General features: G+C 69.9%; 14 protein-coding genes. 9 read left to right on the top strand and 5 right to left on the bottom strand.

Annotation, left to right across the window (positions count from 1 at the left end; genetic code table 11):
* Positions 1 to 1866, bottom strand: coding sequence for a DNA mismatch repair endonuclease MutL (gene mutL, locus LXT13_RS12725; protein ID WP_233372296.1), 1866 nt, complete (start codon positions 1864 to 1866; stop codon positions 1 to 3).
* 59 nt (positions 1867 to 1925) lie between these two features.
* Between mutL and LXT13_RS12720 the strand changes: the two genes are divergently transcribed.
* The 4 genes from LXT13_RS12720 to LXT13_RS12705 are packed head-to-tail and all read left to right on the top strand — an operon-like array spanning position 1926 to position 5034.
* Positions 1926 to 2573: a DedA family protein gene (locus LXT13_RS12720; protein ID WP_233372295.1), complete on the top strand. Its 648-nt coding sequence runs from the start codon at positions 1926 to 1928 to the stop codon at positions 2571 to 2573.
* Between the two features lie 21 nt (positions 2574 to 2594).
* Complete coding sequence (locus LXT13_RS12715) at positions 2595 to 3956, top strand: cache domain-containing protein (RefSeq protein ID WP_233372294.1); 1362 nt, start codon at positions 2595 to 2597, stop codon at positions 3954 to 3956.
* Entirely contained in the window at positions 3953 to 4585 is a 633-nt protein-coding gene (locus LXT13_RS12710) for a response regulator transcription factor (protein WP_233372293.1), read from the top strand. The genes LXT13_RS12715 and LXT13_RS12710 overlap by 4 nt, the downstream gene beginning before the upstream one ends.
* Positions 4582 to 5034, top strand: coding sequence for a DUF4124 domain-containing protein (locus LXT13_RS12705; RefSeq protein ID WP_233372292.1), 453 nt, complete (start codon positions 4582 to 4584; stop codon positions 5032 to 5034). Before LXT13_RS12710 ends, LXT13_RS12705 begins: the two co-directional genes overlap by 4 nt.
* 12 nt (positions 5035 to 5046) lie before the next feature.
* On the opposite strand, the gene LXT13_RS12700 is transcribed toward LXT13_RS12705, so the two are convergent.
* Both LXT13_RS12700 and LXT13_RS12695 read right to left on the bottom strand, forming a co-directional pair.
* Positions 5047 to 5433 (bottom strand): hypothetical protein, encoded by a 387-nt coding sequence (locus tag LXT13_RS12700; RefSeq protein WP_233372291.1) that lies wholly within the window; start codon positions 5431 to 5433, stop codon positions 5047 to 5049.
* 140 nt (positions 5434 to 5573) lie between these two features.
* A complete protein-coding gene (locus LXT13_RS12695) occupies positions 5574 to 6470 on the bottom strand; it encodes a LysR family transcriptional regulator (protein WP_233372290.1) in 897 nt (298 codons plus the stop codon).
* Positions 6471 to 6566: 96 nt separating this feature from the next.
* On the opposite strand from LXT13_RS12695, the gene LXT13_RS12690 reads away from it, so the two are divergent.
* From LXT13_RS12690 to LXT13_RS12675, 4 genes are all read left to right on the top strand, one after another.
* A complete protein-coding gene (locus tag LXT13_RS12690) occupies positions 6567 to 7376 on the top strand; it encodes a substrate-binding domain-containing protein (protein WP_233372289.1) in 810 nt (269 codons plus the stop codon).
* A gap of 68 nt (positions 7377 to 7444) precedes the next feature.
* Positions 7445 to 8740, top strand: coding sequence for an MFS transporter (gene tcuC, locus LXT13_RS12685; RefSeq protein WP_233372288.1), 1296 nt, complete (start codon positions 7445 to 7447; stop codon positions 8738 to 8740).
* Positions 8741 to 8887: 147 nt separating this feature from the next.
* On the top strand, positions 8888 to 10954 hold the full coding sequence (locus tag LXT13_RS12680) for a carbon starvation CstA family protein (RefSeq protein ID WP_233372287.1): 2067 nt from the start codon (positions 8888 to 8890) through the stop codon (positions 10952 to 10954).
* Positions 10947 to 11150 (top strand): YbdD/YjiX family protein, encoded by a 204-nt coding sequence (locus tag LXT13_RS12675; protein ID WP_233372286.1) that lies wholly within the window; start codon positions 10947 to 10949, stop codon positions 11148 to 11150. Before LXT13_RS12680 ends, LXT13_RS12675 begins: the two co-directional genes overlap by 8 nt.
* 274 nt (positions 11151 to 11424) lie before the next feature.
* On the opposite strand, the gene LXT13_RS12670 is transcribed toward LXT13_RS12675, so the two are convergent.
* Both LXT13_RS12670 and tsaE read right to left on the bottom strand, forming a co-directional pair.
* Positions 11425 to 12810, bottom strand: a complete 1386-nt coding sequence (locus LXT13_RS12670) for an N-acetylmuramoyl-L-alanine amidase (protein WP_233372285.1) — start codon at positions 12808 to 12810, stop codon at positions 11425 to 11427.
* The gene (gene tsaE / locus LXT13_RS12665) at positions 12807 to 13196 is read right to left on the bottom strand and encodes a tRNA (adenosine(37)-N6)-threonylcarbamoyltransferase complex ATPase subunit type 1 TsaE (protein ID WP_419964668.1); all 390 of its coding nucleotides are present in this window, start codon (positions 13194 to 13196) and stop codon (positions 12807 to 12809) included. The genes LXT13_RS12670 and tsaE overlap by 4 nt, the downstream gene beginning before the upstream one ends.
* Positions 13197 to 13277: 81 nt before the next feature.
* Here tsaE and queG point away from each other — a divergent pair, with 81 nt between their 5' ends.
* Complete coding sequence (gene queG, locus LXT13_RS12660; RefSeq protein ID WP_233372284.1) at positions 13278 to 14357, top strand: tRNA epoxyqueuosine(34) reductase QueG; 1080 nt, start codon at positions 13278 to 13280, stop codon at positions 14355 to 14357.
* Positions 14358 to 14372: the final 15 nt, after the last annotated feature.

Below are 14372 nucleotides of genomic sequence, written 5' to 3'. Positions count from 1 at the left end.
TCAGCGTCCGCGTAGGAAAAGGGCATCCAGGTCGCGCATGTCGAGCTGGCGCCAGGTGGGGCGGCCGTGGTTGCACTGGTCGGCTCGTTCGGTGGCTTCCATGTCGCGCAGCAGCGCATTCATCTCGTCCAGCGTCAGCTGCCGGTTGGCGCGCACGGCACCGTGGCAGGCCATCGTGGCCAGGATCTCGTGTTGCGCGCGTTCCAGCACCGAGCTGGCGTCGAACTGGGCCATCTCGGCCAGCAGTTCGCGGGTCAGCGCGACGAGGTCGCTGGCGGCCAGCAGCGCCGGCCGCGAACGCACGGCCAGCGTGCGCGTGGACAGCGGCGACACGTCCAGGCCCAGCTTGGACAGCGTGTCGGCATGCTGCTCGGCGGCGGCCACTTCCTCGGCCGTCGCGGCGAAGCTGATCGGGATCAGCAGCGGCTGGCTCTCGATGGTTGTCGAGCCCAGCCGGGCCTTCAGCCGCTCGTAGACGACGCGCTCGTGGGCCGCATGCATGTCGACGATGACAAGGCCGTGCCGGTTCTCGGCCAGGATGTAGACGCCCTGGATCTGCGCGATGGCCCGGCCCAGCGGCCAGTCGTCGCGGGCCGGCGGCGGCAGGTCGAGGTCGAGGTCCGCGGGCTGCGTCTCCTGGGGCAGCGACGTGGCGACCACCGGCTTGGCCGGCTGCCACAGAGCTTCGTGCTGCACGAGCGACAGCCGCACCTGCTCGGCGGTCGGTGGCACCGGCGGCGTGTAGGGCGCCGGGGCCGGGTAGCTCGAGCGCGGCTCGGCGACGTACAGCGTGGCCGGCATCGTCGGCTCGAAGGCCAGCGGCGCCATGGCGGACTCGACACCCTCTGCCTCAGCGCTGCGCGAGGTGGCCAGCGCGTCGATGAAGGCGCGGCGCACCGATTGATGGATGGCACGGCCATCGCGGAAGCGCACCTCGATCTTGGTCGGGTGCACGTTCACGTCCACCAGCTCGGGCGCGATCTCGATGAACAGCACATAGCTCGGCTGGCGCTGACCATGCAGCACGTCCTCATAGGCCGAGCGGATGGCGTGGCTGATGAGCTTGTCGCGCACGTAGCGGCCGTTGACCCAGACGTACTGCTGGTCCGCGCGCGAGCGCGCGGCCTCGGGCAGGCCGGCGCGGCCCGTCAGCGCCAACGGGCCGGCGCTGTGGTCGAAGGCGCGGCTGTCGGCGACGAAGTCCTCACCCAGCACGTCGGCGATGCGCTGCTCTGATGAGCAGGCGCGCCACTGGTCGACGAGCTTGCCTTCGTGCCAGATCGCAAAGCCCACGTCCGGCCGCGCCAGCGCATGGCGGCGCACGGCCTCCACGCAATGGGCCAGTTCCGTGGCGTCGGTCTTCAGGAACTTGCGGCGCGCGGGTGTCGAGAAGAACAGCTCGCGCACCTCCACGCTGGTGCCGCGCGAACGGGCCGCAGCCGACAGCTCGCCGCTGCGCGCGTCGAGGCGATGCGCATGCGCCGCGTCGGCCGTGCGGCTGGCGACGGACATCTCGGACACCGACGCGATGGCCGCCAGGGCCTCGCCGCGGAAGCCCATCGTGCCGACCGACTCCAGCTCGGCCAGTGACGCGATCTTGCTGGTGGCGTGGCGCTTGAGCGCCAGCGGCAGCTGCGCGACGGGGATGCCGCAGCCGTCATCCTCGACGACGATGCTGCGCACGCCGCCAGCCATCAGCTTGACGAGGATGTTGCGCGCGCCGGCGTCCAGCGCGTTGTCCACCAGCTCGCGCACGACCGAGGCCGGTCGCTCGACGACCTCACCGGCGGCGATCTGGCTGATCAGCTCGTCGGGCAGCTCGCGGATGACGCGGGGCGGGGCGAGGTCGGGCAGGGACAAGTCCATCCTCGCGATTATCGGGCGGCCCCGCGGCTGTCACGAGGCTGCCGGGATAATGCCCGCCCATGGACCTGCTGCACTTCCTTCTCGACTTCATCCTGCACGTGGACCAGCACCTGGCCACCTTCGTGCAGGCCTATGGCGCCTGGGTCTACGCGCTGCTGTTCCTCATCATCTTCGTGGAGACCGGCGTTGTCGTCATGCCGTTCCTGCCGGGCGACTCGCTGCTGTTCGTCGTCGGTGCGATGTGTGGCGTGGGCCTGATGGACCTGGGGCTGTCCATGGGCCTGCTGACGGCCGCGGCCATCCTCGGCAACCAGTCCAACTACACGATCGGGCGGTACTTCGGCCCGCGCGTCTTCCAGTGGGAGGACTCGCGCTTCTTCAACAAGGCCGCCTTCGACAAGGCGCATTCCTTCTACGAGAAGTACGGCGGCTTCACGATCATCGCGGCGCGCTTCATGCCCTTCCTGCGCACGTTCGCGCCGTTCGTCGCCGGCGTGGCGCAGATGACCCGCCGCAAGTTCACCTTCTACGACGTGACCGGCGGTGCGCTGTGGGTGTGCGGCGTCACGCTGGTGGGTTATCTGTTCGGCAACGTGCCCTGGGTCAAGGCCAACCTCGACAAGATCATCTGGGCCATGATCCTCATCCCAGGCGTCATCGTCATCGCCGGTGGGTTGAAGAGCAAGTTCAAGCGCCAGCCGGGCTGAGGCCGGCGCGGCGAATCCGGCATGCCGCGGCTGTCGCTCCGCGCCAAGCTCGTGCTGCTGGCACTGCTGCCTCTGCTTGCATCGCTCGCGCTCATCGCGCTGGCCGTGCGGCAGCAGGAGGTGTCGCTGGCCGAGCGCGAACACGCCCTGGTGCGCGCCAGTTACATGGACGCGCGGCGGACGGAGCTCAAGCATTACGTGGATCTTGCCGTCAGCACCGTCAAGCCGCTGCTGGCGGAACCTGGCGGGCCGGAGAAGGCACTGGCCATCCTGCGGTCGCTGGATTACGGGCCGGACGGCTATTTTTTCGTCTATGCGCTCGACGGTCGCGTGCTGACGCACTCGCGCCAGCCCGAGTTGATCGGCCAGAACCTGTGGGAGCTGCGCGACCCGCAGGGCCGACCCACCATCCAGCAGCTGATCGCCCGGGCCAGGTCGGGCGGTGGTTACGTGGAGTATTTGTGGCGCAAGCCGTCCAGCAGCCAGCTGGCGCCCAAGCTGGGCTACGTCGTCGCCGTGCCGGAGTGGGGCTGGATGCTCGGTACGGGGCTTTACTTGGACGGCATTGAGGCCACGATGGCCGAGCTGGAGCGGGGGGCGCGGCAGAACATCCTGGCCACGCTGCTGTGGGTCGGTGCGGTCGCCGTATTCGGCATCGCTCTGATCAGCGCCGGCGCGCTGGCGTTGAACCTCAGCGAGCACCGCAGCGCTGAGGCCAAGCTGCGCGCGCTGGCCCGTGAGGTCGTGCAAAGCCAGGAGGACGAGCGGGCCCGGCTGGCGCGCGAACTGCACGACGGCGTCAGCCAGGCGCTGGTCGCGACCAAGCTGCTGATCGAGTCCGCCCAGCAACAGCCGGCCGGCGCCGACCGGCTGCAGGGGCTGGCGCTGCAGCGGCTGAACAGCACGCTGGCCGAGGTACGACACCTGTCGCATGCGCTACGCCCGGCGCTGCTGGACACGTTGGGCCTGCCTGCAGCGCTGCAGCATCTGGCCGGCGAGTTCGACGCCGCGGGCGGCACGCGCTTCACGGCGCGCATCGCCGGCGAGGAGGTCGATCTGCCCGACGCGGTGAAGACGGCGCTGTTCCGCATTGCGCAGGAGGCCTTGAACAACGCCGCGCGGCATGCCGGGGCGTCGGAGGTCGACGTGCGGTTGGGTTTTGCCGCGGATGGCGGCCTGGCGCTGGAGGTGATCGATGACGGCCACGGCTTCGATGCCGACGCCGCCCAGGCCGTGGCCGACCGCGGCTTGGGGCTGCGCAGCATGCGCGAGCGGGCCGACGCGCTGGATGCGCGTCTGACGCTCGCCACGTCGCCCGGCACGGGTTGCCGGCTCACGGTCACACTGTCGGCTGCCGACCTCGCCCGCGCCGCCACCGCATGAACCCGCCCATCCGCATCCTGCTTGTCGACGACCACCCGATGGTGCGGGAAGGGCTGGTCGCGCGGCTGGCGGCCGTGCCGCGCTTCGAGGTGGTTGGCGAGGCCGGTGGCCGCACCGAGGCGCTGGCCGAACTGGCCCGCACGCGGCCCGACGTGGTGCTGATGGACGTCGGCTTGAAAGAAGTCAGCGGCATCGCGCTGGGTGCAGAGATGCTGGCGGCCCAGCCCGCCATCAAGCTGCTGATGTTCAGCATGTACGACAACCCGGAGTACGTGCAGCGCGCGCTGCAGGCAGGCGCGCGCGGCTATGTGCTGAAGGACGCGCCGGCCGCAGAGATCGTTTCGGCCATCGACGCGGTGGCGGCGGGCGGCACCTTCCTCAGCGCCGCCGTGTCCGGCCGGTTGTTCCGCGGCCAGGCGCCGAAGCCCGTGCTGACTCCGCGCGAGAGCGAGATCCTCAGCCTGCTTGGGCAGGGCGCTTCCAGCAAGCAGATTGCGCGTCAGCTGGACCTGTCCGTCCGCACGGTGGAGGCCCATCGCCAGAGCATCAAACGCAAGCTGGACCTGGACGGCCAGGCCGAGCTGATCCGGTATGCCGTGGAGCATGCCCGGCAAGGAGACCATCCATGAACACAAGCGTCATCTGGCTGACCGGCCTGGCCCTGGGGTTGGCTGCGGGCGGCTGCGGAGCGCAGATCTACAAGTGGACCGACGCGCAGGGACGCGTCCACTACGGCGACCGCAAGGACGCCGCCGACGGCAAGCCGACCCAGCAGGTCAAGGTGGCGCCCACGCCGCCCGTGCCGCCCGTGCCGCCCAGCGCTGAATCGCCGGCACCACCTGGCTGGAGTTGGCCGGCGCGCAAGGCTTCAGCGCCGGCGGGCGCCTCCGCGGGGCCGCAGGCCGGCCCGTCATCGCAAGGCTCCGAGTCCGGTGGCAGGGAGAACGGCAGTGACGCGTCCCGCTGCGCGCTGGCCCGCGACGTGCTGGATGGCAAGCTGCGGCACGGCAACGGCGCGCCGATCGACGGCTACGACCGCGAGGTCGCGCAGGGCGACGTCAAGCGGTTCTGCCGTTAGGCGCGGGCCGCTTCAGCGACCGCGGCGCGGGCCTTCGCCGTCCCAGTGCTCGTGGCGCTCGCGGCGCTCATGCTCCCAGCGCCGGTCGTCCCACCGGCGGTCATCCCAGTGATGACGGTCCCACTGACGGTACGAGGTCTCGTAGACCACACGCGGCGGGGGCGGCGGGGCGTAGTAGACCTCGCGCTGCACATAGCGCGGCGCGGGCACGTAGACGACGGGCGGCGGCTCGTAGTAGACCGGCGCGGGGGCCACGTAGCGGGGGGCGTTGGTCACGACGATGTCGGCCGGGGGCAGGTTGATGCCCACGCCGATGGACCAGTGCGTGCCGGCCTGGGCGCCGGGAGCGGCGGCAAGTGCGGCGGTCATCACGGCGGCGGTGGCGAGGGAGCGGATCATGGAAAACCTCCTGCAGCGCCCGGCAAAAGAGCCTGGCGTGAGGGAACAACGCCAGCGGCCGCCGCACGTTGACGGCCGGGCCTGCGGGGTCGTAAGCAGGTGTTCCGGCGCGCGGGGCGGGGACGGCCGCCCCTTGCCGCTCAGGCCTCGAATGCGTCGCGCAGCAGCGGAACGAGGCGCTGCGCCAGCGGCGTGAGGCGCCGCGACGCCGACCAGCACACGGCCAGTGCCCGGCTCAGCGGGCGACCTTCGAGCGAAAGCACGCGCACGCCGGCCGGGCCGGGTGCCACGGCCAGCCGGGGCACGAGCGCCACGCCGAGCCCGGCGGCCACCAGGCCCAGCACCGCTTGCAGGTGCGCCGCCTCATGGCGAACGGTGAGCTGCAACCCCAGCCGCTTGAGCTGCGCGTCCAGCAGCTGGCGGTTACCACTGGCGCCGCCCAGGCCCACCAGCGGCTGGTCGATCAGCTCCTCCAGCCGGGCGGCGTCGCGCGTGGCCCAGGGGTGGTTCGGGGGCAGGGCGAGGACATAGGGGTCGGGCCCCAGCGGCGCGGTTTGCAGGCCGGCGATGGGCGCATCGTCGAAGCAGATACCGAGGTCGGCCTGCCCACCCAGCACGGCCAACGTCGTCTCCTGCAGCGACCCGTCCATCAGCCGCATGCGCACGCCCGGGTAGGCGTCCGCCAGCCGCACCAGCGCGCGCGGCACGAAGCCGGTGGCCGCCGACGGGATGGCCGCGACGGTGATGCGGCCCTGGTGACCCGAGGCCAGCTCATGCACGCCCAGCACCGCGCCATCGAGGTCTTCCAGCACGCGGCGGACACGGTCGAGAAACGCTTCGCCGACGGACGAGAGTTGCACCGAGCGCGACGTGCGCTCCAGCAGCCTCGCGCCTACACGCTCTTCCAGCCGTTCAATGCGCCGGCTCAGCGCCGGTGGCGACAGATGCAAGGCCTCCGCCGCCTCTCGGAAGCTGAGGTGGTCCGCCACGGCGATGAAGGCGCGGAGCTGGTCCAGATCAAGACCGTTGCTTTCCATGCATCGATCGTACTAAACATTGCACTGGAGTTTCTCTTTGGCACCGCCCAAGATCGTCGGGTCCCCAGTCCACGGCGGTGTTTCCGCGTCACAACCATGTCTTTGCTGTCCGCTCCTCTTGCCGTTCGTCGCGCTGCGATGGGGTTGTTGCTGACGGGCTTCGCCGCAGCCGGCGCCGCGGCGCCGGCCGTGGCGGACGACGGCCTGGTCGTCGTGTCGTCGGGTGGCTTTGCCGAGGCCTTCAAGGCCTTGTCACCCATCTATGAGACGCAGGCCGGTGCCGTGCCGGTGAAGCAGGTGTTCGGCCCGTCGATGGGCGACACGGCAGGTGCCATTCCCGCGCGGCTGGCCCGCGGCGAGGCGATCGATGTGGTCGTCATGGTGGAGCCGGCGCTTGACCACCTGATGGCCGATGGCTGGCTTGTGCCTGGCAGCAAGCGACGGCTGGCGTTGTCCCGCATCGCCTGCGCGGTGCCATCCGGTGAGCCCACCGTGCCACTGGACGACGTGGCGCAGGTGAAGCAGGCGTTCCTGCAGGCGCCGTCGGTCGCGTGGTCGGACAGCGCCAGCGGCCAGTACATCCAGGGCGAGCTGCTGGCCCGGCTCGGCATCGAGGCCGATGTGAAGGCCAAGGGCCGGCAGATCCCGGCCACGCCGGTCGGTGAGATCCTGGCGCGGCATGAGGCGGCGTTCGGCTGCCAGCAGCGCAGCGAGCTGCAGCCGGTGCGTGGCATCGACATCGTCGGCGACCTGCCAGCCGAACTGCAGCGCGTGACGCCCTATGCGGCCGCTCGCGTGGCCCGCAGCCGCCGGCCGCAGGCCGCCGAGCGCTACCTGGACTTCCTGACCGGCCGCGACAGCGCTCCGGCCATCCGCGCCGCCGGCCTGGAGCCCGTCGTGCGCTGACGCCGCCCGTTCCCCACCACCCAAGGCCCGCGAAGACGGTGCCGATCCCCGATCCCCCAGGAGACACCATGACCTCTCAACCCTCACGTTCGCGCCTCGGTGCAGTGATCCGCGTGACCAGCGGCAACTTCATCGAGATGTACGACTTCTTCCTGTTCGGCTTCTACGCGACGGCCATCGCGCGGGCCTTCTTCCCGGCGGGCAGCGAGTTCGCGTCGTTGATGCTGACCTTCGCGACCTTTGGCGCCGGCTTTCTGATGCGGCCGCTCGGCGCCGTGGTGCTGGGCGCCTACGTGGACCGCGTCGGGCGCCGCCGCGGCCTGCTGGTGACGCTGGCCATCATGGCCGCCGGCACGGCGCTGGTGGCCTTCGTGCCGGGCTACGACAGCATCGGCCTGCTGGCACCCGCGCTGGTGCTGCTCGGTCGGCTGCTGCAGGGGCTGTCGGCGGGCGTGGAGCTGGGCGGTGTGTCGGTCTACTTGGCCGAGATCGCGCCGCCGGGCCGGCGTGGCTTCTTCGTCGCCTGGCAGTCGGCCAGCCAGCAAATGGCCATCGTCGTCTCGGCGCTGCTGGGCTTCGGCCTGAACACCGTGATGGACCGCGCCGCGCTGGACGCCTGGGGCTGGCGCATCCCGTTCTTCATCGGCTGCCTGATCGTCCCGGCCATCTTCGTCATCCGCCGCCAGCTGCAGGAGACCGAGGCCTTCAAGGCCAGCACGCACCGGCCGACCTTCCGTCAGACGCTGCAAGGCCTGGGCCTGCACTGGCGCGTCATCGGCCTGGGTACGCTGCTGGTCGTCATGACGACGGTGTCGTTCTACCTGATCACCGTCTATACGCCCACGTTCGGCAAGGCGGTGCTGAAACTGTCCACGACCGAGAGCCTGCTGGTGACGCTGGCGGTGGGGCTGTCCAACCTGCTGTGGCTGCCCGTCATGGGCGGCCTGTCGGACCGCATCGGCCGCGCGCCGGTGATGGTGGTGGCGACCGCGCTGACCGTGCTGACCGCCTACCCGATGATGGCCTGGCTGGTCAGCGGCCCCAGCCTTGGCCGCATGCTGGCGGTGGAGCTGTGGCTGTCCTTCTTGTACGCCAGCTACAACGGGGCCACCATCGCGGCGCTGACGGAGGTGGTGCCCGCGCATATCCGCACGGCGGGCTTCTCGCTGGCGTACAGCATCGCGACCGCGCTGTTCGGCGGCTTCACGCCGCTGGTGTGCACCTGGCTGATCGACACCACCGGCAACCGCGCGGTGCCGGGGCTGTGGATGTCCGGCGCGGCGCTGCTGAGCCTCGTGGCGACGCTGTGCGTCTACGGTTGGCGGGTGCAGCCGCGGCGCCAGGCTGTCGCAGCGCCGGCCTGAACGGTCCGGGATCGGGGTTGACCCTTAGGTGATGCCGCGCGGCGGGCCTGCGTGGCATGGACGATGTGCCGGGCGCGCAGTTTGCCGAGACTGTCCGGACGGCCATACGCCCCCGTCGAGGCGTGCGCCGCACAGGAGACAAACCCCATGAATCTGCGCCGCCACCTTGCCTGGGCGGGCGTTGCCATCCTTGGCGCCGTATCGTTTGCCACCGTGGCCCTGAGCCGCGGCGAGACGATCAGTGCGCTGTGGGTGGTGGCCGCCGCGCTGTGCACCTACCTGATCGCGTACCGCTACTACAGCCTGTTCATCGCGAACAAGGTGCTCGGGCTGGACGCCAATCGCCAGACGCCTGCCTGGAAGTACAACGACGGGCTGGATTACGTGCCGACGAACAAGCACGTGCTGTACGGCCACCACTTCGCAGCCATCGCCGGCGCTGGCCCGCTCGTGGGCCCGGTGCTCGCGGCGCAGATGGGCTACCTGCCGGGCCTGCTGTGGATCCTGGCCGGCGTCGTCTTTGCCGGCGCGGTGCAGGATTTCATCGTGCTGTTCATCTCCACGCGCCGTGACGGTCGGTCGCTGGGCGACCTCGTCAAGCAGGAGATGGGCACGGTGCCGGGGCTGATCGCGCTGTTCGGCGCGTTCATGATCATGATCATCATCCTTGCGGTGCTGGCGCTGATCGTCGTGAAGGCGCTGGCCGATTCGCCGTGGGGCCTGTTCACGGTCGCGGCGACCATCCCAGTCGCGCTGTTCATGGGCGTCTACCTGCGCTTCATCCGCCCGGGCCGCATCGGCGAGGTGTCGGTCATCGGCTTCGTGCTGCTGATGGCGGCCATCTTCGGCGGCCAGGCCGTCAGCGAGAGCCCGACGCTCGCACCGCTGTTCACGCTGACGCCGGTCAACCTGGTCTGGGCGCTGATCGCCTACGGCTTCATCGCCGCCTGCATTCCCGTGTGGCTGCTGCTGGCGCCGCGCGACTACCTGTCCACCTTCCTGAAGATCGGCACCATCGTCGCGCTGGCCATCGGCATCGTCATCGTCGCGCCGCCGCTGAAGATGCCGGCGCTGACGCAGTTCGCCGCCGGTGGCGGCCCGGTCTGGGCGGGGAACCTGTTCCCGTTCCTGTTCATCACCATCGCCTGCGGCGCGGTGTCGGGCTTCCATGCGCTGATCTCGTCGGGCACGACGCCCAAGCTGCTGGAGAACGAGACGCACGCCCGCTACATCGGCTACGGCGGCATGTTGGCGGAGAGCTTCGTCGCCGTGATGGCACTGGTGGCCGCCTCGTGCATCGAGCCGGGCGTCTACTTCGCGATGAACAGCCCGGCTGCGGTGGTCGGCAAGGATGTGGCGACCGTCGCGCAGACGCTGTCGACCTGGGGTTTCGTCGTCACGCCCGACATGCTGACGCAGACGGCCGCCGACGTCGGCGAGAAGACCATCCTGGCCCGGGCCGGCGGCGCGCCGACGCTCGCCGTGGGCATGGCCGAGATCCTGCACCAGGTCATCGGCGGCAAGGCCATGATGGCCTTCTGGTACCACTTCGCGATCCTGTTCGAGGCGCTGTTCATCCTGACCGCCGTGGACGCCGGCACGCGCGCCGGCCGCTTCATGTTGCAGGACCTGCTGGGCAGCTTCGTGCCTTCGCTCAAGCGTACCGAGAGCTGGGTGGCCAACCTCATCGCCACCGGCCTGTGCGTCGCGGCCTGGGGCTATTTCCTGTACCAGGGCGTCGTTGATCCGCTGGGCGGCATCAACACGCTGTGGCCGCTGTTCGGCATCGCCAACCAGATGCTGGCTGCCGTCGCGCTGCTGCTGGGCACGGTCGTCATCTTCAAGATGAAAAAGGACCGCTATGCGTGGGTGACGGCTGTTCCCGCGGCCTGGCTGCTTGTCTGCACGATGTCGGCTGGCTGGCTGAAGATCTTCTCGGCCGACCCCAAGCTGGGCTTCCTGGCGCACGCGGACAAATACGCTGCCGCGATTGCCGAGGGCAAGGTGCTGGCACCGGCCAAGACGCTGGACGCGATGTCGCGCGTCGTCTTCAACGACCGGCTGGATGCGGCGCTGTGCGCGCTGTTCATGGGCGTCGTGCTGAGCGTGCTGGTCTACAGCATCAAGACCATCCTCGCGGCGCGCCGCACCGGTCGCCCGACGGCCAAGGAAAGCGATTTCGTGCCGATGCCGGCGGAAGCCCAACATGCGTGAGCTGCGCCGTGACCTGGCCGAGGCCGGCCGCTACCTGACGCAGAGCCTGCGGCTGATGGTGGGCGTGCCGGACTATGGCTCGTACCTCGCGCACCATCAGGCGACGCATCCGGAGCGGCAGCCGATGACTTACGAAGAGTTCTTCAGGGAGAGGCAGGCGGCGCGCTACAGCGCGCGAGTCGGGAAGTGCTGCTGAGATCCAGTGGCAGAACGCCGGAGATGCCGGCTTTTCCTGACGACGCCTTGCCTGAAGGCTTACAGCGGCCTTGTTTCCGTGTCTCTTCGTTCTCTGCTCGCGGGGATCTTGGGCTGAGTCGCGACGGCGGCTCTGTGTGGTGCTGGGCTTGCCGTGAGTCCCGTCCTTCGCGCCGGACTCGCGGCAACCTCAGCACCGCGTCAATGAACCGGATCCCAACGATCCCAACCGGGTTGCCCAACCAACGGGAACCTGTGCTCGCCCGTCCACACAGTCACAACGTCGTACTTCGCTTCCTCACCATCGGCGGGTTCTTCGCAAAGTACTTCGCGATACCCGACGCCAGCGCGTCCACCAGCTTGTCCTGGTAGTCCGGGTCCGCCAGCTTCTTCTCTTCCTCTGGGTTGGAGATGAACGCCGTCTCCACCAGGATGCTCGGGATGTCCGGCGCCTTCAGCACCGCAAAGCCCGCCTGCTCCACCTTGGCCTTGTGCAGCTTGCCGACCTTGCCGATCTGCCCCAGCACCTCGCCACCCAGCTTCAGGCTGTCCTTGATCTGGGCCGTCGTGCTCATGTCCAGCAGCGCGCGCAGCACGTTGGCGTCGTTGGTGGCCGCACCGACATTGACGCCGCCCACCAGGTCGGCCGCGTTCTCCTTGTTGGCCATCCAGCGCGCGGCGGCACTCGTCGCCGCACCGTCGCTGAGCGCGAAGACCGACGCGCCGCGCGCCTGCGGCGTCAGGAACGCGTCGGCGTGAATGGACACGAACAGGTCGGCCTGCACGCGCCGTGCCTTGCGCACGCGGTCCTGCAGTGGCACGAAGAAGTCGGCATCGCGCGTCATCAGCACGCGGATGTTGGGGTTGGCTTCCAGCCGCTCGCGCAGCTTCAAGCCCACGGACAACACCACGTCCTTTTCCTTCAGACCGGAGGGGCCGACGGCGCCCGGGTCTTCGCCACCGTGGCCGGGGTCCAGCGCGATGACGATCAGACGGTCCATCGTGGCGGCCGCCGCGGCCGGCACTGGCGGGTGTGCGGGCCGGGTCTCGGGCGATGACGCCGGCTTGGGCGCCGCGGCTACCGGGGGCGGCACGGGCGCAGCGGCGGGCGGCGTGGGCGGGCGCTCGATCTTCTGGATCAGCTCCTCCAGCGCGTCGTTGACGGCGCTGGCCGCGGCCTCTGCGCGGTGCGCGGCGGCCGGCGGCTTGTTGTTCTCCTGGGCCAGCGCCACCAGCGGGTCGGCCTCCACGCGCGGGCGCAGGTCGAAGACGAGGCGATGCTTGTAGGCCGCCACCGGCGCGAGCGTGAAGATCTGCGGTGCGACGGCCTGCTTCAGGTCCAGCACGATGCGCACGACGGTGGGCGTGTTCTGGCCCACGCGCACGCCGGCGATGTAGGGGTCGTCGGCCTTGACCTTGCCGATCAGCTCGCGCAAGCCCGGACTGAGCGTGAGGCCGTCGACGTCGATGACGAGGCGATGCGGCGAGTCGACGAGGAAGTGTCTGGCCGCCAGTGCCTGGTCCGACTCGATCGTCACGCGCGTGTAGTCGGTCGCGGGCCACACGCGCACCGCGACGATGCTGGTCTGGCTGCCGGCAGCGAGCGATGTAGGCGCCTTCAGCAGCAGGGCCAACGTACCTAGCGTCGTGCGGCGCTTCACTTCAGCGCCTCCACGAGCCGGGCCTTGCCCACGGCGCGCACGCGCCGCGAGTCGTCCGGCAGCAGGTCGATGAAGAGCTGCAGGTCGGCCGGCGGCAACTGGCCCGCGGCTTTCTCGGGCCACTCGCAGAGCTTGAGGCCCGGCGCGGCGAACACATCGCGAAAGCCGGCGTCCTCCCACTCGCGCGGGTCGCCGAAGCGGTAGAAGTCGAAGTGGCTGGCCGTGCCTGCGCCGCCCGGCAGTTCGTAGCTTTCCATGACCGCGTAGCTGGGGCTCTTGATGCGGCCTTGCACGCCGAGCGCGCGCAGCAGCAGCCGCGTGAACGTCGTCTTGCCGGCACCCAGCGGGCCGTGCAGCTCGATCAGCGCGTCGGGGGAGGGGAGCAATGCCGCCGCGAGACGTTCGGCGGTCGCTTGGGCTGCGGCCTCGTCGGGCCATCGCGCTTCGGTTTCTAAAATCGCAGGCAAATGCAAGAGGTCCGGTCCACTGTCGATGCGCCCGCGCTGCTCAAGCGCTTGCGGGGCTGGGCTCGTGAGCTGGGATTCTCACAGATCGCCGTAGCCGATGTGGATCTGCGCAGCGCGGAGCCCGGGCTGCAGGCCTGGCTGGACGCGGGCCACCACGGCGGCATGCATTACATGGCCGCACATGGGTTGAAGCGCGCGCGGCCGGCCGAGCTGGTGCCGGGCACGCTGCGCGTTATCACGGCGCGCATGGACTACCTGCCGCGCAGCACCGAGCCTGGCTGGCAAGCCGTCGAGTGGGCCGGGCTGGCCACGCCGTCGCAGGCGCAGGTCTCGATCTACGCGCGTGGTCGGGACTATCACAAGGTGTTGCGCAACCGGCTGCAGAAGCTGGCCGAGCGGCTCGCCGCCGAGGTGGGCCCGCTGGGCTTCCGCGTGTTCACCGATTCCGCCCCCGTGCTGGAAGTGGAACTGGCGTCGCGCTCGGGGCTGGGCTGGCGCGGCAAGCACACGTTGACGTTGCACCGCGAGGCGGGCTCGATGTTTTTTCTAGGTGAGATCTTCATCGACCTCGCGCTGCCGCTGACCGAGCCGGTGACCGCGCACTGTGGCGAATGCCGCGCCTGCATCGACGTGTGCCCCACGGCCGCCATCACGGCGCCTTACCGCGTCGATGCGCGGCGTTGCATCTCCTACGTGACCATCGAGCATGACGGGCCCATCCCGGTCGAGCTGCGACCACTGATCGGCAACCGCGTCTACGGCTGCGATGACTGCCAGCTGGCCTGCCCGTGGAACAAGTTCGCGCAACCCGCCGTGCTGGCCGATTTCGACCCGCGCCAGGGCCTCGCAGGCACGTCGATCGCCGAGCTGCTGCGCTGGGACGAGGCGGAGTTCCTGCGGCGCACCGAGGGCTCGGCGATCCGTCGCATCGGTTTCGCGCGCTGGCGACGCAACCTGGCCGTCGCGGCCGGCAATGCGCTGCGTGTGCGGGACGACGCCGGTCTTCGGGCCGCGCTGGCGCAGGCGGGGCAGGGCGCCGATGACCTCGTGCGCGAGCACATCGACTGGGCGCTGGCCTGATCGTCGCTCGAGTAC

The organism is Pelomonas cellulosilytica, assembly GCF_021353265.1.
Lineage (GTDB): Bacteria > Pseudomonadota > Gammaproteobacteria > Burkholderiales > Burkholderiaceae_C > Pelomonas > Pelomonas cellulosilytica.
Note: the sequence above shows the minus strand (reverse complement) of the source record. Positions and strands in the feature narration are given on the sequence as shown.